This is a genomic window from Streptomyces sp. NPDC060027 (genome assembly GCF_042737005.1).
Classification (GTDB): domain Bacteria; phylum Actinomycetota; class Actinomycetes; order Streptomycetales; family Streptomycetaceae; genus Streptomyces.
The window spans coordinates 16,740-35,689 of the sequence record NZ_JBHWVI010000013.1; the positions used below are offsets into that span (position 1 = coordinate 16,740).

At 69.9% G+C, this 18,950-nt stretch carries 16 protein-coding genes; 11 read left to right on the top strand and 5 right to left on the bottom strand.

What is annotated here, in order from left to right; translation table 11 throughout:
* The first annotated feature begins 15 nt into the window (after positions 1 to 15).
* The 6 genes from ACFWBT_RS05505 to ACFWBT_RS05530 all read left to right on the top strand — a co-directional run bounded on the left by ACFWBT_RS05505 (position 16) and on the right by ACFWBT_RS05530 (position 6,202).
* On the top strand, positions 16 to 669 hold the full coding sequence (locus tag ACFWBT_RS05505; RefSeq protein ID WP_385696236.1) for a TetR/AcrR family transcriptional regulator: 654 nt from the start codon (positions 16 to 18) through the stop codon (positions 667 to 669).
* Positions 666 to 2,378 carry an FAD-dependent oxidoreductase gene (locus tag ACFWBT_RS05510; RefSeq protein ID WP_385696238.1) on the top strand — a complete coding sequence of 571 codons (1,713 nt, stop codon included), beginning with the start codon at positions 666 to 668 and terminating at the stop codon, positions 2,376 to 2,378. The genes ACFWBT_RS05505 and ACFWBT_RS05510 overlap by 4 nt, the downstream gene beginning before the upstream one ends.
* A gap of 47 nt (positions 2,379 to 2,425) precedes the next feature.
* On the top strand, positions 2,426 to 2,809 hold the full coding sequence (locus tag ACFWBT_RS05515; RefSeq protein WP_385696240.1) for a hypothetical protein: 384 nt from the start codon (positions 2,426 to 2,428) through the stop codon (positions 2,807 to 2,809).
* 65 nt (positions 2,810 to 2,874) lie between these two features.
* Positions 2,875 to 4,092, top strand: coding sequence for a PP2C family protein-serine/threonine phosphatase (locus ACFWBT_RS05520; RefSeq protein ID WP_385696243.1), 1,218 nt, complete (start codon positions 2,875 to 2,877; stop codon positions 4,090 to 4,092).
* Positions 4,093 to 4,145: 53 nt separating this feature from the next.
* The gene (locus ACFWBT_RS05525; protein WP_385696328.1) at positions 4,146 to 5,756 is read left to right on the top strand and encodes a CHASE3 domain-containing protein; all 1,611 of its coding nucleotides are present in this window, start codon (positions 4,146 to 4,148) and stop codon (positions 5,754 to 5,756) included.
* Positions 5,753 to 6,202, top strand: coding sequence for a response regulator (locus ACFWBT_RS05530; RefSeq protein WP_385696246.1), 450 nt, complete (start codon positions 5,753 to 5,755; stop codon positions 6,200 to 6,202). The genes ACFWBT_RS05525 and ACFWBT_RS05530 overlap by 4 nt, the downstream gene beginning before the upstream one ends.
* 100 nt (positions 6,203 to 6,302) lie before the next feature.
* Here the strand turns inward: ACFWBT_RS05530 and ACFWBT_RS05535 are convergent, their stop codons facing one another.
* From ACFWBT_RS05535 to ACFWBT_RS05545, 3 genes are all read right to left on the bottom strand, one after another.
* Entirely contained in the window at positions 6,303 to 7,565 is a 1,263-nt protein-coding gene (locus ACFWBT_RS05535; RefSeq protein WP_385696249.1) for a hypothetical protein, read from the bottom strand.
* A gap of 313 nt (positions 7,566 to 7,878) precedes the next feature.
* Positions 7,879 to 8,685 carry a maleylpyruvate isomerase family mycothiol-dependent enzyme gene (locus tag ACFWBT_RS05540; protein WP_385696252.1) on the bottom strand — a complete coding sequence of 269 codons (807 nt, stop codon included), beginning with the start codon at positions 8,683 to 8,685 and terminating at the stop codon, positions 7,879 to 7,881.
* A gap of 46 nt (positions 8,686 to 8,731) precedes the next feature.
* On the bottom strand, positions 8,732 to 10,240 hold the full coding sequence (locus ACFWBT_RS05545; protein WP_385696255.1) for an MFS transporter: 1,509 nt from the start codon (positions 10,238 to 10,240) through the stop codon (positions 8,732 to 8,734).
* 166 nt (positions 10,241 to 10,406) lie between these two features.
* Here ACFWBT_RS05545 and ACFWBT_RS05550 point away from each other — a divergent pair, with 166 nt between their 5' ends.
* The 4 genes from ACFWBT_RS05550 to ACFWBT_RS05565 all read left to right on the top strand — a co-directional run bounded on the left by ACFWBT_RS05550 (position 10,407) and on the right by ACFWBT_RS05565 (position 14,156).
* A complete protein-coding gene (locus tag ACFWBT_RS05550; protein ID WP_385696330.1) occupies positions 10,407 to 10,814 on the top strand; it encodes a MarR family winged helix-turn-helix transcriptional regulator in 408 nt (135 codons plus the stop codon).
* Positions 10,815 to 11,007: 193 nt separating this feature from the next.
* Positions 11,008 to 11,331: a YciI family protein gene (locus tag ACFWBT_RS05555; protein ID WP_385696257.1), complete on the top strand. Its 324-nt coding sequence runs from the start codon at positions 11,008 to 11,010 to the stop codon at positions 11,329 to 11,331.
* Positions 11,328 to 12,572 carry an RNA polymerase sigma factor gene (locus ACFWBT_RS05560; RefSeq protein WP_385696259.1) on the top strand — a complete coding sequence of 415 codons (1,245 nt, stop codon included), beginning with the start codon at positions 11,328 to 11,330 and terminating at the stop codon, positions 12,570 to 12,572. Before ACFWBT_RS05555 ends, ACFWBT_RS05560 begins: the two co-directional genes overlap by 4 nt.
* 219 nt (positions 12,573 to 12,791) lie before the next feature.
* The gene (locus ACFWBT_RS05565) at positions 12,792 to 14,156 is read left to right on the top strand and encodes a phosphatase PAP2 family protein (protein ID WP_385696333.1); all 1,365 of its coding nucleotides are present in this window, start codon (positions 12,792 to 12,794) and stop codon (positions 14,154 to 14,156) included.
* Positions 14,157 to 14,213: 57 nt separating this feature from the next.
* Here ACFWBT_RS05565 and ACFWBT_RS05570 read toward each other — a convergent pair whose 3' ends face one another.
* Positions 14,214 to 15,392, bottom strand: coding sequence for a HEAT repeat domain-containing protein (locus ACFWBT_RS05570; RefSeq protein WP_385696262.1), 1,179 nt, complete (start codon positions 15,390 to 15,392; stop codon positions 14,214 to 14,216).
* 370 nt (positions 15,393 to 15,762) lie between these two features.
* Between ACFWBT_RS05570 and ACFWBT_RS05575 the strand changes: the two genes are divergently transcribed.
* Positions 15,763 to 16,506 (top strand): SOS response-associated peptidase, encoded by a 744-nt coding sequence (locus ACFWBT_RS05575; RefSeq protein WP_385696264.1) that lies wholly within the window; start codon positions 15,763 to 15,765, stop codon positions 16,504 to 16,506.
* A 165-nt stretch (positions 16,507 to 16,671) separates the two neighbouring features.
* Here the strand turns inward: ACFWBT_RS05575 and ACFWBT_RS05580 are convergent, their stop codons facing one another.
* The gene (locus ACFWBT_RS05580) at positions 16,672 to 18,879 is read right to left on the bottom strand and encodes an ATP-binding protein (protein WP_385696267.1); all 2,208 of its coding nucleotides are present in this window, start codon (positions 18,877 to 18,879) and stop codon (positions 16,672 to 16,674) included.
* Positions 18,880 to 18,950 lie beyond the last annotated feature (71 nt).

Sequence of the window (18,950 nt, forward strand, 5' to 3'; positions counted from 1 at the left end):
CCACAGGAGCGCCCCATGCCCACACCTACCTGGACCCGGCTCTCCCCGGCCCGGCGGGAGAGCGTCCTGGTCGCCGCCATGGACGAATTCGGCACCCACGGCTACTCCACGGGCAGCCTCAACGTCATCGCCCGAGAGGCCGGCGTGGCCAAGGGCTCCTTGTTCCAGTACTTCTCCGGCAAGCTCGACCTGTTCACCTACGTCGCGGAACAGACGTCCCTGCGCATCTACGCCCACATGAAGCCCTGGCTCGACGGCTACGACGGCACCAGGGCGTTCCCCCTCCATCTCCTCGACGCGCTGGAAGCCTGGCTCGACTATTTCGCCACGCACCCCCTGGAACGCGGGGTCACCGCCGCCACCAACATGGAGATGGACCAGGCCGTACGTGACGCGGTCCGGGTGCCCGTCAACGAGATCTATCTGAGCGGCCTGCGCCCCCTGCTGGAGCGCGCCGTCGAGGCAGGTGACCTGCGCAAGGACGCCGACCTGGACGCCCTGCTCTCCCTGCTGCTCGTCATGCTGCCGCACCTCGCCCTGGTCACCCACACCCCGGGGCTGGACGGCCCCGTCCCGCTCACGGCCCGTCATCCCCAAACCCGCCGCGAGAACCTAGAACGGCTCGTCACCCCCCTGGTCGCCGACTTCGCCGCACGAGGCGACCGGTGACCGCCTTCGACCACGACGTCCTCGTCATCGGTTCGGGCTTCGGCGGAAGTGTCACCGCGTTGCGACTGACCGAGAAGGGATACGACGTGGCGGTGCTGGAAGCGGGGCGGCGCTTCGCCGACAGCGACTTCCCACGAACGTCCTGGCACGTCCGGGACTACCTCTTCGCACCCCGCCTGGGCTGCACCGGAATCCTGCGCATGTCCCTGCTCGGTGACCTGCTCGTCCTGAGCGGCGCCGGCGTCGGCGGCGGTTCCCTCGGCTACGCCAACACCCTCTACGAACCGTCTGCCGCCTTCTACGAGGGATCGGCCTGGGCCGCCATCACCGACTGGCGCCGCGAACTCGCCCCCTACTTCGCGCAGGCGCGCCGGATGCTCGGGGTCACACCCAACCCCGTGTTCACCGCGGCCGACCGCCTGCTCAAGGACACCGCTCGCGAACTCGGCCGCGAAGACACCTTCCGCCCCACCCCGGTCGGCGTCCACTTCGGCCCGCCCGGCGCCCAGCCCGGCGAGCCCGTCCCCGATCCCTACTTCGGCGGCGCCGGGCCCACCCGCCATGCCTGCCTCAACTGCGGCGCCTGCATGACCGGTTGCCGGCACAACGCCAAGAACACCCTGCCCAAGAACTACCTCGGCCTCGCCGAGCGGGCCGGGGCGACGGTGCTGGAGCGGCGCACGGTCACCCGCGTCGCCCGACACGGCCAGGGCTGGGCCGTCACCTCGGCACGCACCGGCGCCGTCGCGGGCCGCCAGCGGCGGACACTGACCGCACGGCACGTCGTTCTCGCGGCCGGAGCCCTGGGCACGCAACGGCTGCTCCACGCACTGCGCGCCGACGGCTCGCTCCCCGATGTCTCACCCCGCCTCGGGTGGCTGACCCGCACCAACTCGGAGGCGATCCTCGGCGTCCGCTCCAAGGACCGCGACGCGGACTACACACACGGGGTCGCCATCACCTCCTCCGTCCACCTCGACGCGACCACCCATATGGAACCGGTCCGCTACGGACCCGGCAGCAACCTGCTCGCCCTGCTCGGCGCGCTGCTCACGGACCCCGTCCCGGGGCGGTCCCGCCTGCTGACGGGGCTCGCCGCCATGGCACGCAACGCTCGCCACCTGCCCGCTCTGCACAACCCGCGCCGCTGGTCCCGGCAAGCGGTCGTCCTGCTCGTCATGCAGACCGCCGACAACTCGGTGACGACCTTCCTGCGACGCACCAGAACCGGTCGGCGCCGCCTCACCAGCCGCCCCGGCGAGGGCGCACCCAACCCGACCTGGATACCGGCCGGGCACCGGGCCGCTCGCGTCGCGGCAGCCCGCATCGGAGGCCAGCCCTGCGGCACCTGGGTAGACCTCTTCGACATACCCACCACCGGCCACCTCATCGGCGGCTGCACCGTCGGCGAGGACGCCACGACCGGCGTGGTCGACCCGTACCACCGGCTGCACGGATACCCCGGACTGCACGTCATCGACGGCTCCACCGTCTCGGCGAACCTGGGAGTCAACCCGTCCCTCACGATCACCGCCCTCGCGGAGCGCGCGACGGCCCTGTGGCCCAACAAGGGAGAACCCGACCCCCGCCCCGAGCCCGGAGAGCGATACCGCCCGGTCGAACCCGTACCGCCGCGTCGGCCCGTGGTCCCGGACACCGCTCCCGGAGCCCTGCGCCTGCCGCCTTCCACCGGAAAGGACGCGCGCTGACGCCCTACCCCGAACAGCCCAGGCACCTCGCCGGGCAGATGTACCTGGTGCTGTTGCAGCAAGACCGCCCTGACCTGCTCAGCGGGAGCCGCGACCTGCGGTCCACCCTCGACCTCGTCGTCGACTACAACGCCCGCCACCCGCGCCGCGCCCAGCTGTACGCCATGGTGCAGGCCGAGGCCCTCGACCCGGCCCATCCTGCCCGCGCCTACTTCGACGGCCGGAGCTCGTACTACGCCAAGACCAGGTGGGAGTGCACCGGCACCGACGTCCCCGCCGAGCTTCTGCGGGTCCTCCCCGCAGCCGCGTCGCACGGCACCCGAGTGGTCATGGATGTGCGACCTGTCATCAGGTGGCCACAGGCGCCGCCGCTGGTTCCGGCGGTGGCCCCGCAGAGGCATTCCTCACGCCGTGCTCCTGGGGACGCGTGAGTATGCTCGCGGAGTTATCCGTCAGGCAGCGGCGGAATGGTGGCGGGTGGGGGGTTCATTCAATGATGACGTCGCAGCCTGGGGCTGCCGGCGTGGCTTCGCCTGAACTGGACCGTGCGGCGGCCTGGGGAACGGAGGAGCCGTCGGTCCTGCTGGTCGAGGACGATCCGGGCGACGCGCTGCTCGTGGAGGAGATGGTCGCCGACAGCGCGCTCGGCATGCGCCTGCGCTGGGTGCGCTCCATGGCCGAGGCATGCGACGTGCTCGTGTCCGAGGTCCCGGACTGCGTACTGCTGGACCTGCATCTCCCGGACGCGCAGGGTCTGGAGGCGGTGTCGCGGGTGCGCGAGCGTGCCGAACACGTCGCCGTCGTGGTGCTGACGGGACTCGCCGAGGAGGGGACCGGCCTGGCGGCCGTGGCGGCGGGAGCACAGGACTATCTCGTCAAGGGGCGGGTCGAGCCGGAGCTGTTCGGACGGGCGGTCCGCTACGCGATCCAGCGCAAGCAGGCCGAGCAGGACGCGGCGGCCTTGCAGGCGAGTCAGATGCAGGCGCAGGAGAACGCTCGACTGGAGCGGGGACTGCTGCCCCGCCCGCTGCTGCGCGGAGACGGAGTGGAGGTCGTGACCCGCTACCGGCCCGGCCGCGCGCACGCGCTGCTGGGCGGAGACTTCTACGACATCGTGCAGAGCGCCGACGGCACCGTGCACGCGATGATCGGAGACGTCTCCGGGCACGGTCCGGACGAGGCCGCCCTGGGGGTCGCGCTGCGCATAGCCTGGCGCACCCTGGTGCTCAGTGGTGTCACCGGTGCCGACCAGGTGGGCCGGCTCGAGGAGATCCTGATGGCCGAGCGGGCCAAGGTGGGCGTCTTCGCCACCCTGGTCGTCCTCACCGTCAGTCCCGGTCAGCGGCGCGTCCGGATGGTGCGGGCAGGTCATCACGGTGTGCTGCTGTGCGGGGGTGCCGCGGTCGAGTGGGTGGAGGTCACAGGCGGGCCCGCGCTGGGGATCCTTCCCGGCGGGGCGCACTGGCCCGAGGAGTACCTGGACGTCCCGGAGGGCACGGCGATGGTCCTGTTCACCGACGGACTGTTCGAGGGGCGCGTCGGACGCGGCACGGAGCGGCTGGGCGAGGAAGGACTGCTGGCGGTGGCGCGCCAGCTGGCCGATCTGCGGCCGGCCGCCTTCGTCGACGGGTTGATCAATCGGGCCGAAGCACTGGCTGAGGGGCAGGGCGGCCTGGCCGACGACGTCGCCGTGCTCCACCTGCGCTGGGGCTGATGGACATGAAGAGCGAACGTGAGAACAGTGACTCCGAGGACGGGACACGGAACATGACCGGCGAGCGGTGGGCCGGACGTCGGCTGACAGTGCAGGGCTGGATCCGGCTGGTGCTGGCATTCATGGCGCTGCTGGTGGTCGTGGGCGCCGTGATCGGCGCCGTGCTGCTCCAGCGGACGGCCTCCGTCACCGACCATCTGCTCCGAGACGTCGAACCCGCACAGACGGAGGCGTACCGGCTGCAGGCATCCCTGGTGAACCAGGAGACGGGAATCCGCGGCTACGCCATCGCGGCCGACCGCCAGTTCCTGGACCCCTACGAGGAGGGCAAGAAGGACGAGACGCGTGCCGCGGCCCGGATGCGCGACCTCATCGGCGACCGTGACGGACTCCTCGGCGACCTGCGGACGGTCGAGAAGCTGGCGGCCGAATGGCGGCGCACCTACGCCGAGCCCCTCGTCGACCGCGTCACGCCGGGCGAGCCACGCACGATCGACCGGGCGACCGCCGAACGCGGCAAGGAGAGCTTCGACCGTATCCGCAGAGCGTCGGCCGAGCAGAACGCCGGGCTGGAGGCGGCGGTCGAGGACGGTCAGGACCAGCTGGCGTACTCGCGGAAGGTCCGCGACGCCGTGCTCATCGCCATGGTCGTGGTGTTCCTGCTGACCGGTGTGGTGCTGACGGTTCTGGTCCGTGTGCTGGTGACACGTCCGCTGGACGACCTGCGGACCGCCACCCGCAGGGTGGCACAGGGCGACTTCGACCATGTCATCACCGGCGGAGGGCCGGTGGATCTCACCGCGGTGGCGGAGGACGTCGAGAACATGCGACAGCGGATCGTCGCCGAGCTGGATTCCTCCCGCGCGCAGCAGGAGGTCCTGACCCGGCAGACCGCCGACCTGGACGCGCAGGCGGTCGAGTTGCGCCGCTCCAACGCCGAACTGGAACAGTTCGCCTACGTCGCCTCCCACGATCTGCAGGAACCGCTGCGCAAGGTGGCCTCGTTCTGCCAGCTTCTGGAGAAGCGCTACGGCGACCAGCTGGACGACCGCGCGCGGCAGTACATCGACTTCGCCGTCGACGGCGCCAAGCGCATGCAGATCCTCATCAACGACCTGCTCACCTTCTCCCGCGTGGGCCGCGTCAATGACACCCGCCTCTCCGTCGATCTGGATCAGGCGCTCAGCAAGGCGCTGGCCAACCTGGACAGTTCCGTCACCGACAGCGGCGCGCGCATCGAGCGACCGGACGAGCTGCCTCCGATCGTCGGGGACCCGACGCTGGTGACGATGCTCTGGCAGAACCTGGTCGGCAACGCCGTCAAGTTCCGTCACGCCGACCGCACGCCACACATCCGGATCACCTGCGAACAGGACCCGGAGGACCCTGCCGCCTGGCGCCTGTGCGTCACCGACAACGGCATCGGCATCCCCAGTGAGTTCGAGGACAAGGTCTTCGTCATCTTCCAGCGGCTGCACAGCCGCGACGCCTACGGCGGAACCGGCATCGGCCTCGCGCTGTGCAAGAAGATCGTCGAATACCACGGCGGCCGCATCTGGATCGACACGACCTACACGGACGGCACACGCTTCTGCTTCACTCTCCCGTCCGCCGACGCGGCGGCAGGAACTCACGCCCGCACCGAAGACAAGGCCCTGACATGACCACTCCCGCCGGCAATCCCATCGACGTCCTCCTCGTCGAGGACGACCCGGGCGACGAGCTGATGACCCGGGAAGCCTTCGAGGACAACAAGATCGGCAACACGCTGCACGTGGTGCGGGACGGCGAGGAGGCGCTCGACTTCCTCTACCGGCGCGGTGCCCACGTCGGCGCTCCGCAACCCGATCTGATCCTCCTCGACCTCAACCTGCCCAAGTACGACGGCCGGCAGGTCCTGGAGAAGATCAAGTCGGACCCGGCCCTGTCGCACATCCCGGTCGTGGTCCTCACCACCTCTGCCGCGGAGGAGGACATCCTGCGCAGCTACAAACTCCACGCCAACGCCTATGTCACCAAGCCGGTCGACCTGGACCAGTTCATCGCCGCCGTCCGCCAGATCGACGACTTCTTCGTCCAGGTGGTGCGCCTGCCGCGGCAGAACGGCTGAACGCCGAGGCGGCACCAGAGGCGGCCTTCCAGGGATTCGCCGAACCGTGCCCACGCGGAAGCAACTCCGGAACGGGCATCTTCGCGTGGGGCGGCCACTGTCAGCCGCCGCTCCTCAGTCGTACGACGACCGGGGCGTCGAAGGGGGCCCCGCTCTGGTTGACCTGGATGTGTCCGGCGCCCAGCCATTCGTCGGTGCCGGGTACCCGGTGGATGTCCTCCAGCCACAGTGACTGGTTCGACCCCTTCCGGGCACCGGTGGACAGGGGCAGGCGGTGGCGCATGATCTTCACGCACCGGCCGCCGTCGGTCATGTACCAGTTGCCGTCGAGGAACAGGCCCTTGTCGTCCTGACCCACCGGGGTGCGCAGGGCGCACCCGCCGGGCGCGGGTTCCTGCTCGACCCACTTCGAGCCGTCCCAGCGCAGCCGGATGAATTCGTCCGAGGGTTCGCCCACGAGCTCGCCGTGTTCGAAGGCGTTGATGCCGTACGCGCGCACCTCACCGCTGTCGAGCGCGAAGACCTGGAGGAGGCCGGCGCTGGGCTCCGGCGGAAGCGGCTCCTCGAAGCGGAACTGCGGCGTCTCGACCGACTTCCAGGACATGCCGTCCCAGTGCATGGACGCGGGTTGGCTGTACCGTTCGCCGTAGCCCAACTCGGTGCCCAGCTCGGTGCCCGGCCCGGTCGAACGGCCGCCGACGGCCCAGACGTCGTCCGGTCCCACCACGGCGAGGTCCGAGGCGCCGTACGGCAACCGGGTCGTGGTCCAGCGAGTGCCGTCCCAGTGCTGGGCGGCCCGCTCGTCGGTGAGGGCCCAGATGTCGTCCGGGCCATCGGTTTCGAAGTCCCCGACATTGCCAGGCGGGGGGTTCGGCACCGCGGACCAACGGCTGCCGTCCCATTGTGCCCAGGCATTCGAGCCGCCCTCGTCATAGGCCCGTGGCCGTGGCTGCAGCCACAGGGATTCCGGGCCGACCTCGTGGAGAATGGGCGGGTAGTCGGAGGTGCCGAGGGCTTCGGGCAGTGGCTCTCTCTTCCACCGCGTACCGTCGTAGTGCAGCAGGTGGGCGTTGGACTCGCCGTTGTTCTCGGTCCCGACCGCCCAGATGTCGTCATCCGCAAGGGCGGCGACGTCCGTGAACCGTCCGCTGAAATCCGCGATGTGCTCGAACTCCCAAGTGAGGGAACCCGCACGGGCCTTCGGTGAAGCGTCCTTGCCACCGGAGTCCGTCGCGCCGGCGGACCCCGCGGTTCCGGAGCCGCTTGGCTCGGAGCCCCCACCGCACCCCGCAGCCGCGACGACACCAGCCAGCACGGCGACGACCACCAGGCCGCTGCGCCCCCTGCCCACAGCCCTGTGCATCGATGCTCCCCCTCGCCGCTGCCGCTCGGAGCGGATCTCAGCGAGCGGGCAGCATACCCGTCCGCCGACACCGTGGACTGCGGCGCGGACACGGGAGCTCCCCGAGGGGGTACGAGCGCGCGGGTGCTTCGCCTGCGTGTGGTGGTGGCGGTGCCGACGGAGGGGCCCACGGGGATGCGCGCCTCGGACCGAAGGCGCTCGCCCGGCGGGTATCCCCGCCGGGACCTGCCACGGCCGCGCCGTCTTCCTTGAGGCTCAGCCGGCCCCGGCGGACGATGCGGCCGCCGTCCTCCGATGGAGGCAACACCCCGTCTCAGAAGGCGGAGTTGGCGAACCAGTGGTCCAGCAACTGCTCGTCGCCTTCGTGCGTGAAGACCTCAGCGGCGTGGGGCAGGCGTCCGTAGACGAGCAGGAGCAAGTCGGCCGCAGTTCCCCGGACGGTCGCGTCCGCGGTGTCCGCGGTGTCCGCGGTGGGCCGGGTCATGTCGAGCCCGAAGCCGTCCGGCCGCAGGCGTACGAGCCAACCGTCGTCCCCGTCGGTCGTGCGGAAGCCGATGGTCTTGTCGGGCCCGCGCAGGTTGGCCACCTTCGGGGCGAAAGACGTGGCAAGGGGGAGATTGACCAGGAACTCATCGATCCCGTCGACCGCGACCGGTCGGTCGATCGCGGGTCGGAGGCCGAGTGCGCGTTCGGCGTCGGCCCGGTGCAGCAGGGTCTCGAAGAGCATCCGGCGTGCCCAGAAGCGCGCGTGCTGGTCGACGCCCCACGCCCACATCGGCAGGCTCAGGTCGGTGGCCGCGAACGTGCCCGCGGCGACGGTCGCACTCTCGTCCAGCCACGCGGCGTATCCCTCCTCCTGGTCCGGGAGCCGCAGGTCCACTTCACGCGTGCGCGGGGGTTCCTGGACGCGCGCCCGTAGCAGTGCCGAGAACCAGCGCTGGACGCTGCCGGTGTGCTTGACCAGGTCGGCCAGCGTCCAGCCGGGACAGGTGGGCACGGGTGTGGCCAGGTCGGCGTTCTCGACCGTGGCGACGAAGCGGGCGGTCTCCGCCGCGACCGCGGTGGGGTGGTCGACCGGGGCGGGGGAGCGGCCGTGGCCGGGGTGGCCGGAGGTCGTCATGGATGAGCTGCCTTTCGGAGAAGGTGCGGGCACGCCGGGGCGGCGATCAGACGAGCTCGGCGTCGGCTTCCGCTTCGGCGAGCGGCGTCGTTCCGGAGTTCGTGGCCTTGCTCGGCGCTGTCGTACGAGGCGCGTGCACCGCCTTGATGCCGAACAGGGCGACGACCACGACCAGCAGGAACGCCACTCCCGCGATCACGAAGCTCAAGGTGAACTGGCTTTCCTGCGGCAGTGCCGGCATTCCCTGCGGCAGCGGAATGGTCTTGGATGCCAGGAGCGAGGTGATCACCGCGCTCGCGACGGCGCTTCCGACCGAGCGGGAGATGGAGTTGATGCCGTTGGCGATGCCGGTCTGGTGGGCCGGGACGCTGGCAACGATGAGCGCGGGCATGGAGGCGTAGCCGAAGCTGATCGCCAGACCGATGACCATGCCCGCGCCGATCACGGAGGCAGAGGTGTCGTGCGCGGCACTGAGCCAGGTGAAGCCGAGCACGCCGAAGCAGGCACCTGCGGCCAGCGTGCCGCGCGCGCCGAGCCGGCGGACCAGAACACCGCCGAGCTGGGCGCCCACGAGCGAGACGAGGGTGGTCGGCAGCAGGTACACGACGGAGGCGCGGAGCACGGAGGCGCCGAAGCCGTAACCGGCTATGTCCTCGGGCATCTGGACGAGGTAGGAGACGCCGATGAACTGGGCGAACATCGCGAAGCCCAGCAGCAGCCCGGCCAGGTTGGTGAAGAGAACGGGACGGTGGGCGAACATCTTCATGTCCACCATCGGTTCCTTGACCCGGCGCTCGACGAAGACCCACCCGACGGCCATCACGACCGCGCCGGCGAAGGCGCCGAGTGTACGGCCGGACGTCCATCCCCATGCGTGCCCCTGCGAGATGGGCACCAGAAGCAGCACCAGCAGTACCGCCAGGATGACCGCGCCCAGCCAGTCCGTCCGTCCTCCGGTCTTCGTGCGGGAGGCGGGGACCGCGAACACCACGCCCGCCAGCGCGACGACCGCGAGCACCACGGCGAGCCAGAAGACGCGGTGGTAGTCGGGGTCATGGCCCCGGGTCAGCAGCCCCGCGCCGACCAGTGCGAGCCCGCTGCCGAACGCGAGTGTGCCACTGACCAGGGCCATCGCGCCGTGCAGCTTCTCCGGCCTGATCTCCTCGCGCAGGATGGAGAGGGCGAGCGGGAAGATCGCGGTGGCCGCTCCCTGCATCACCCTGCCCACGATCAGCCACGTCAGCGACGTCGTGGTGGCGGCGAGCACCGAGCCCGCGATCATCACGAGCAGGACGCCCACGAGGGTCGGCTTCTTGCCGTGCTGGTCACCGAACCGCCCGAGCAGCGGCGTGAAGACGGCGGCCGACAGGAGCGTGGCCGTGGTCACCCAGCTCACGTTCGCCGTCGTGGTGTCGAGGTCGTTCTGGATGATCCCCAGGATCGGGACGACCAGGGTCTGCATCATCGAGACGACCATGGCGGCAAGCCCGAGCACCAGGACGACCGCGGGGTCGCCCGCGGGTCGTCGGGTGACCGTGTGCTGTTCGTGGGACACGGAGAGTCTTTCCTACCTTGAGAGCTGACGGAACTACTTGAGAACATCGATGCTTGAGGACTTCAAGCAATAGCCTGACCGTAGCCATCGATATTTGAGATCGTCAAGTTTCCTGGCGTAGGCTGACGGCGTGACTGGTACTCCCCGTAGCGACCCGGCCCAGCTCATGGAACTGCTCTCGGTTTCCCTGGCTGCCTACTACGGCGACTTCACGGCCGCTGCTGCGAGCGAGCACCTCACGGCCAGCCAGGGCAAGACACTCAATGTCCTGCGCCGGGGGCCTGCCTCCATGAGCGCGCTGGCCACCACGCTCACCTGTGACGCCTCCAACATGACCGGGATCATCGACCGGCTGGAGAAGCGCGACCTGGTACGCCGCGAGCCGAGGCCCTCCGATCGCCGGGTCAAGGACGTCGTCCTGACCGCGGAGGGCGAGCGGGTCATCGACGTGATCCGCGGGAAGATGCACACCACCCAGGCGGGCCTGAACAGACTCGACGAGCAGGAGCGGGACACCCTGTACGCCCTGCTGGAGCGCGCCTTCACCTCTCAGGACGCTGCCGTCCGCCCCTGAGCTCACCTGCGGGCGGGCGTGCCGGGGCTGTGCCGGGGCGATACCGGCCCTCTGGGCGTGTCCTCCTCACAACCGGCGTACCGGAAAGTCCTCGAAGAAGTCGGAGTGGTGTCGGATCGGGGCGGAGGCGTTCGTAGTAAGGGTGAGCGGTCGCCCGCGAGGGGCGTCCCCGAAGCTCAGGAGACGATGCGCGATGCAGTACCTGTTTTCCGTCATCCATGACAGGGCGGACCTCGCCGACCCGGACGAGATGGCCGCGATCCACGTGTTCAACGAGCGGATCCAGGCCGAGGGCTACTGGGTCTTCGCCGGTGGCCTCGGAGGGCCCGACACGGCCACGGTGATCGACAACCGCGGTGGGGAGGCGGTGTTCACCGACGGGCCCTACCTGGAGTCGAAGGAGTACCTCGCCGGCTTCTGGGTCATCGAGGCTCCCGACCTCGACGTGGCGCTCAAACTCGCGACCGAGGGATCGAAGGCCTGCAACCGGAAGGTCGAGGTGCGTCCGTTCCTGTGAGCGTGATCGACGTCCGGGAGGCGATCACCCAGGCCCACCACGAGGAGTGGGCGCGGGTGGTCGCCGCCCTGGCCAGACGCTTCGGCGACCTCGATGTCGCCGAGGAGGCGGCGGCCGACGCGTTCGCGACCGCCGTCGAGCGGTGGCCGGCCGACGGTGTTCCGCCCAACCCCGGTGCCTGGCTGACCACGACCGCCCACCGCAAGGCCATCGACCGCATCCGGCGCGAGAACAAGCGCGAGGACAAGCAGAAGGAGGCTCAGATGTCGTACGGCGACCCGCCCGAGCCTCTCGGGCCCATCGACGACGACCGGCTCCGGCTGATCTTCATCTGCTGCCATCCGGCGCTCGCGATGGAGACCCGCCTGGCGCTGACGCTGCGCATGGTCGGCGGACTGACGATGAGTGAGATCGCCCGCGCCTTCCTGGTGCAGGAGAGCGCCATGGGGCAGCGGATCACCCGTGCGAAAGCCAAGATCAAAAGGGCTCGCATCCCCTATCGGGTGCCGTCCGCGGAGGATCTGCCGGGACGCGTCTCGGGCGTACTCGCCGTCCTCTTCCTCGTCTTCAACGAGGGCTACCTGGCGACCGGCCCCGACACCGATCCCGTACGTCACGACCTGACCGCCGAGGCGATCCGGCTCACTCGCCTGATCCGTGCCCTCATGCCGCAGGAAGGTGAAGTGGCCGGTTTGCTGGCGCTGATGCTGCTCACCGAGGCCCGCCGTGCCGCCCGGGTCTCGCCGAGCGGCGAACTCGTCGCCCTCGGCGATCAGGACCGCGGGGCCTGGGACGCGGCCCTGATCGCCGAGGGCCATCGGCTGGTACGCGAGCGCCTGGCCACCGGTGAGGCCCCCGGTCGCTACCAGATCCTCGCGGCGATCAACGCCGTGCACACCTCCGCCCGCGACGTACGCGACACCGACTGGTCGCAGGTCCTCGCCCTCTATGACCAGCTCGCGCGCCTCGACCCTTCGCCGATCGTCGCCCTGAACCGAGCCATCGCGGTCGCCGAGATCGACGGCCCGCAGGTGGCGCTGGCCCTCGTCGACCGCCTCGCGGACGAGCTGACGGGCTATCACGCCTACCACGCGACCCGCGCCGACCTGCTGCGTCGGCTGGGCTGTAGCCGGGAAGCACGAGCGGCCTACGACAGAGCCGTCGAGCTGGCGGGCAACACCGCCGAGACCGCCTACCTCACCCGCCGCCGCGACCAGTTGGGACAGTCGCGCGGGACCTGAGACCCAGGTCGGCCCCGGGATGTGCGTGGGGCTTGGGGCGGATCCCCTCGACGACGGCCAGATCGACTGGGCATCGCACGATATGTCACAGGCGAAACCCTCCCGCACCGGCTCCGCAACGTGATTGACTCGCAAAAGATCACCCCTGTTCGCCGACCCTTCTCTCGATTCGGTACGAAGCGCGACTATTCGACCAAATACACCAAAGCGGCCAAAGAGTTGATTTCTTCAATAACGCGAGTACTTTCACGAATACGGTGCGGCAGTACGTTCGCCGCTTGGCGCCGAGCGCGGTTGACCCTGTGGGTCACCGCGAGTGTGGCGACTCTCGGTTTCCTCGTCGCCCTGGAGGTCGCCGCGCGCCACTACGGCGTCCCGGGGCCGATCACCAACCAGGCGCGCGAGGTGGTCTTCGCCCCCGAGTCAGGGCCTCTGCTGTATGCCGGTCTGGCGTTGATGATGGTGGTTCTCACCTGGCGGCAACGCTTCATCGCGATGGGTGCCGCGATCGGCATCGACGTCGCCTTCTTCCTGGTGCGGTGGGCGGTCGGCGCCGAAATGAACTTCGGCAATGGCGCGTTGCTGGTGGTCCTGGGCTGCGCGATCATCGCAGTCACGCGCCGCATCGGCCGGGAACGTGTTCTGCTGCTCAAGGGCGTCGGGCTGGGTCTGCTGCTGATGGCCGGCCACAAGACCGGCGACACCTGGCTCCACATCACCGCGGCGACCCACCCGACGGTGCTCGACCCGTACGTGGCCACGGCCGATCACGCGCTGGGCAACCCCTCCTGGCTGGCCGGCCAGATCGTCGCGGCCACCGACCCGGTCGGGCCCCACGTCCTCTATTGGGTCTACGGTCAACTCCCACTGGCGGCTGCCGTCTTCGCGCTCTATCAGCTACGTCACGTGGCGGTCGAGCGGCGCTTCCCAGGCCATCATCTGGTGCGCACCTTCCTGGCCATAGGCCTGCTCGGACCGGGCATCTACATGATCTTCCCGGTGGTCGGGCCGGTCTTCGCCTACGGCGCCGACGGAGGGCACTGGGCGGCGGCGAACCTGTGGCCGGACATTCCGCCGCCGATCACCACCCCGCACCCGGTGCCGTTCGACGAGATCACCCCCCGCAACTGCATGCCGAGCCTGCACACCGCGTGGGCCACCGCGATCTTCATCCATTCCCGCAAGGGTTCACGATTCCTGAGATCCGTAGGGACCTTCTGGCTCGTCGCCACACTCAGCGCGACGCTGGGATTCGGCTATCACTACGGCGTCGACCTTCTCGCCGGTGTGGTGTTCGCGCTCACGATCGAGGCGGCGATGCGCTCGTTCGACCGCGGGTGGGGCCGGCCAGGACTCCTGCTGGTCACCTACGGTACGACGGTCTTCGCCGTGTTGCTGGTGTCGTATCGCTGGCTCCCGATGGAAATGGCGTCCTACCCTTGGGTGTTCGGGCCTCTCCTCGTCCTGGCGATGACGTCGGTGATCTACGCCTACGTACGGACCACCAAGCTGTGGGACCCCGACGACGCCCCCGTACAACAACCGGAACTGAAACTCTCGGAACCTCAGACCGAACTGGCTTGAGGAACGGTGTCGCGGTGGTGACCGGCTGCTTCGGCGGGCATGACCAACCCGGGCACCTCACACGCCGTTCCGCCATGCGTACCGCCACGCGGCGTCGAGGTAGTGCTCCTCTGGAAAGGTGCCGGGCCGCGGCGGCCCGAGACGGCGCGACGCTTCCACGCACCGCTCGTCGCGGTGCAGGGCGAGCCCGTGCACCGCGGCGACCTGGACCTGACGCTCCGCGTCGTCCAGCAGAGCGGCCATCGCATCGGCCAGGACGGGATCGCGGTCCTTGGCCTGGCCGACCGTGAGGCAGGCGTCCCGCCGTACCGCTGTGTCCCTGTCCGTCATCAGGACCAGGAGCGCCTCACGAACGTCATCGGAGAAGGCGGGCAGCTCGGACCACGTGCCGAGCCCCCGCGCCACCGCGCCCCGCACCCGAGGATCGGGATGGCCGGCGTAGAGCATGAGAGCCGCGTCGGCGCGCGGGTCGGCGTGCTCTCCGAGGGCGACCAGCACCTCGGTGAGCACGGCGAGATCCGCCTCCTCGGTCGCCCACTCGGTGAAAACGCCGAGGGCGGGCCCCGCGAACGCGTCCTCGTCGCTGCCGTCGAAGAGATGGGTCAGGCGCAGTACTTCGGCACCGAACAGCCGGTGAGCGGGGTCCGGATGTGCGCGCAGGGCCGCGGCAGCCGTCCAGGTCTCCTGGTCGCACCGGGAGCTCAGCTGGATGGTGACAGCTCCCCAGGCGGCGTGGTCCTGGTCGCAGTGGGCCAACGCGCGGTTTCTCAGCTCCTCGAACGATGAGCGGATGCCGAGCAGCTCCTCCAGGCGCGTGAGGATCGCCGCGTATCCGTCACGAACGGTCACCTCGCCGAGGGTGAGTTCGTCGACGCTGTAGAACTCGTCGTCCTCGACCCGGGTGCGGCCGACGGTACCCCGCGAGCCCGTGCGGCGCCGCAGTTCGGTCTCGACCCCCGTGTCGTGCCAGTGGCGTGCAAGGTCCAGCATCCGCAACAGCTCGGACCTTGGGTACCGTCCCCGGATCCTGTGGTGCAGGAGCACCTCGACCAACGCGGGCGAGCCGGAATCGACCGCCTCGCGCAGCGGCATCAGCTCGTCGGGCCCGCAACTACCGGGGTCGGCGCCGTGATCGAGCAACAGTTGGGCGATGCCCCCGGAGTACGTCCGGACCGCCAGGCAGAACGCGGCGTCGAGGAGGCCGGGATCGCTGTCGAGGAGGAGAAGCTTCTTCACCAGATCCGTGTCTGCGGCCCGGACCGCGCGGATCAGGGAAGAGTCGGCGTCCGTTGAACCGCGCGCACCCGCACCCCTGTCCGGATCCATACCCGTACCCAAGTCCCGGTTCCCCCCGATGTGTTCTCGCGGCCGAGTCTAGGTCTGTCTCGGCAGAGCCTGACAGGAAGGGGAACACGGTTCGTCGGTCACACTGCGCCTCTGCGGCGGGGACGCACGCCGCTAGTCACCTGTCCGGGGCCGCCCTCCGCGCGGCCGGCGCCAGAACGGGCTTCGTCCGCGCCCAGGACAGGCTTCGTCCGCGCGACACGGGACGAGCACGGGTGAGGACCACGGGTGGAGACCACGGTTGAGTGGGAGAGTGGGCTGCATGTGCGGTCGCTATGCCTCCACCCGCAGTCCTCAGGACCTGGTCCAGCTGTTCCAGGTCACCGACTGGCGTGCCGAAGAGGCTCTCGCGCCGAGCTGGAACGTCGCCCCGACCGACCCCGTATGGGCCGTCCTCGAGCGCATCCCCCGCGAGAAGGACGAATCCGCAGCGGCGGAGCGGGAGTTGCGGCCGCTGCGCTGGGGCTTGGTGCCGTCCTGGGCCAAGGACCCGAAGGGCGGCGCACGGATGATCAACGCGAGGGTGGAGACGGTGCACGAGAAGCCCGCCTACCGCCGGGCCTTCGCCAAACGTCGCTGTCTCCTCCCGGCCGACGGCTTCTACGAGTGGCAGCAGGTCAAGGACGAGACCACCGGCAAGCCCCGCAAGCAGCCGTACTTCATCCACCCCCAGGACGAGCAGGTGATGGCGCTCGCCGGCCTGTACGAGTACTGGCGCAACCCCGAGGTGAAACAGGACGACGACCCCGCCGCCTGGCTGATCACCTGCACCATCCTCACCACCGAGGCCACCGACACGGCCGGCCGCGTCCATCCCCGCATGCCACTGGCCCTCACACCCGATCACTACGACACCTGGCTCGACCCTCACCACCAGGACACGGACGACCTGCGCGCCCTGCTCACCCAGCCCGCCGAGGGCCATCTCGACGCCCGGCCCGTCTCACCGGCCGTCAACAACGTCCGCAACAATGGCCCTCACCTCCTGGACGAGATCCCCTTTTGACATCCTCCCGGGCCCTAAAGGCCCGGGATTCCCGCCTGCCCCACACGGGCTGTGTGGGTCGCTTCGGGTGAGGCAAGCGAGCAATGAGCGGGCGTCTGGGCCGACAGGCCCTGGAGTTGCGGCCGCTGGACGAGCCGTCGAGGATACTCACGGGGCCTGGTGTCGTCAGGAATCGTCCCTGGTTCGTGCGGCCGCCCACAGAGCGATCCGGGTGCGTGAGCGCAGGCCCAGTTTGTCGCGGACCTTGTCCAGGTGGGTGGCGACAGTACGTTCTGAAAGACCTAACTTCGCACCGATCTGGCGGTTGGTCAGCCCCTCGGCGACGAGCTCGGCGACCGTGAACTCCCGTCCTGTGAGCGGGAACTGGTCCACGACGACCGCGGTGGCGTCAGACGCCGAGCGAGGGTAGCCGCTCCCTCTCCGCAGGGCGTATGCGACGAGCCGGTCTCCCCGCAGTCGCCGGCCACCGCTGACAGCAGCGTCCTGCGCGGCGGCCGACAGCCCTGCCCGCGCACGAGCCGCGGTCAGTTCCACCCGTCGGCGCCACGGGCCTTCCGGCTCGGTGTCCAGCCGACGGCGTGCCTGCGCGCTCGCCTCGTACAAACGCAGGGCTCGCCGCAAGTCACCGCTCTCGGCGGCCACGAGGGCCAGTCCCTCGACCGGGTACAGCGCGTGGAAGCTTGCTTCGGGGACGATCCGGAGCACCTCGCCGAACAGTTCCTCGGCGTTGTCCAGACGGCCCAGGGAAAGCCGTACGGCGCCCGCGGTGTGCAGGGCGGCGGCAGCCCGGCTCCAGTGCGCCTGCGCCCTGAGCACCGGAAGACAGCGACCCATGAGCAAGTCGGCCTCGGCCTCCTCGCCTGCCTGGAGCAGGGCCCAAGCCAGGTGCTGGGTGCACCACGCGGTGTCCTCCCGGCGGCCGAGCGCGGAGACGACACGCAGGCAATCACGCAGGTCCACGACGGCGGCGGCGAATTCGCCACGGCACAGCAGTGCTGCCGCCCGCGCGTCCAGGGCGTTGGCGAGACCGGCGGGGTGGTCACGCGTGCGTTCATGGCGTACCGCCTGCTCACCAAGGCGTAGTGCTGCGGCCAGGTCGGTCTGCTGGCAGGCGACACGGGTGGCGAGTGCCGCTACCGCGCCGCCGAGGCCAGGCGTGGCAGGCCGCTGCAGAAGGTCGTTCAGTAGCGAGCGGGCGGCCGAAGGCTGTTCGTGCTGGTAGTACACGCGGGCCAGTTCCAGGGCCAGCCGGTCGCTCGAGGGGTCATCGCTGCCGCCGGCGCTGGCCAGGGCCGCTGCGAGATTGTCCCGTTCGCCGGTGAGCGGCCCACGGGCCTGGTCGGCGAACACCTCGCCACCGGTGTGTTCCGCGAGGCTGTTCAGCCAGTCGAGGGACCGCCGCCGTACGGCGTCCAGCTCGCCCGATGCGATCAGACGCTCCATGGCGCAGGCGCGAACTACGTTCAACTGCCGGAAGCGCGCGGGGTGTGCGTCGCCCGGCACCCGTGCGATCAGCGACTTGGCTTCAAGGCCGCACAAGACGCCGAGAATTTGGCGTGGGGCGACGCCGCCGCCGGCGCAGACCGCCTCGGCTGCGGCCGTGTCGAATCCTCCGACGAGCACCGCGAGGCGCCGGAAAACCGCCTGTTCCGTCGGCTCGAGGAGCCGATGGCTCCAGTCGATCGCGGCGGTCAGTCCGTTGTGACGACAGGGACCTGTCCGGCTTCCGTCGGTCAGAAGCGACAGCTGGAACAGCCGGTCGTCCAGTCCGGCGAGGATGTCGCCCAGTGGGAGTGTGCCGACGCGGCGCGCCGCGAGTTCGATGCCGAGCGTCAGACCGTCCAACCGACGGCATATCTCGGCAACAGTCGCAGCATTGCCACGCCAGAGGGTGAAGCCGGGCGCACGACTGGCGGCGCGTTCGACGAACAAGCGGACGGCGTCCGAACTCAGTAGGGCGCCCGGGTCGTCCCCCTTGCCGGCCGGCGGCAGAGACAGCTCGCCGACCCGGAACACGGTCTCTCCGGGGACCCGCAGCGACTCCCGGCTGGTGGCCAGGATCCGCAACCGGGGGCAGTGGCTCAGCAGGGTCGCAGCCAGCCGAGCGCACGGCTGCGCCAGATGCTCGCAGTTGTCCAGGATCACAAGCCGGGAGGTGTTGCCGATCGCACGGACCAGAGCGTCGGTGCCGGATCGCCCCGCTCGCTCGCCCACGCCCAGCGCGGCGGCCACGGACTGCGCGAGCGGAGCGTCGTCGTGCAGCGAGTCGAGTTCGACCAGGTCAACCCGCGCGTAGCGCTCGGGCAGCCCTTTGGCGAACTCCAGCGCCAGCCGCGTCTTGCCGACGCCGCCGGCTCCGGTCAGCGTGAGCAAGCGCGATGTCCTCAGCAGGGCACGCAGGACGGAGAGTTCCTCTCGTCGCCCCACGAAGGAGTCGAGCGCTC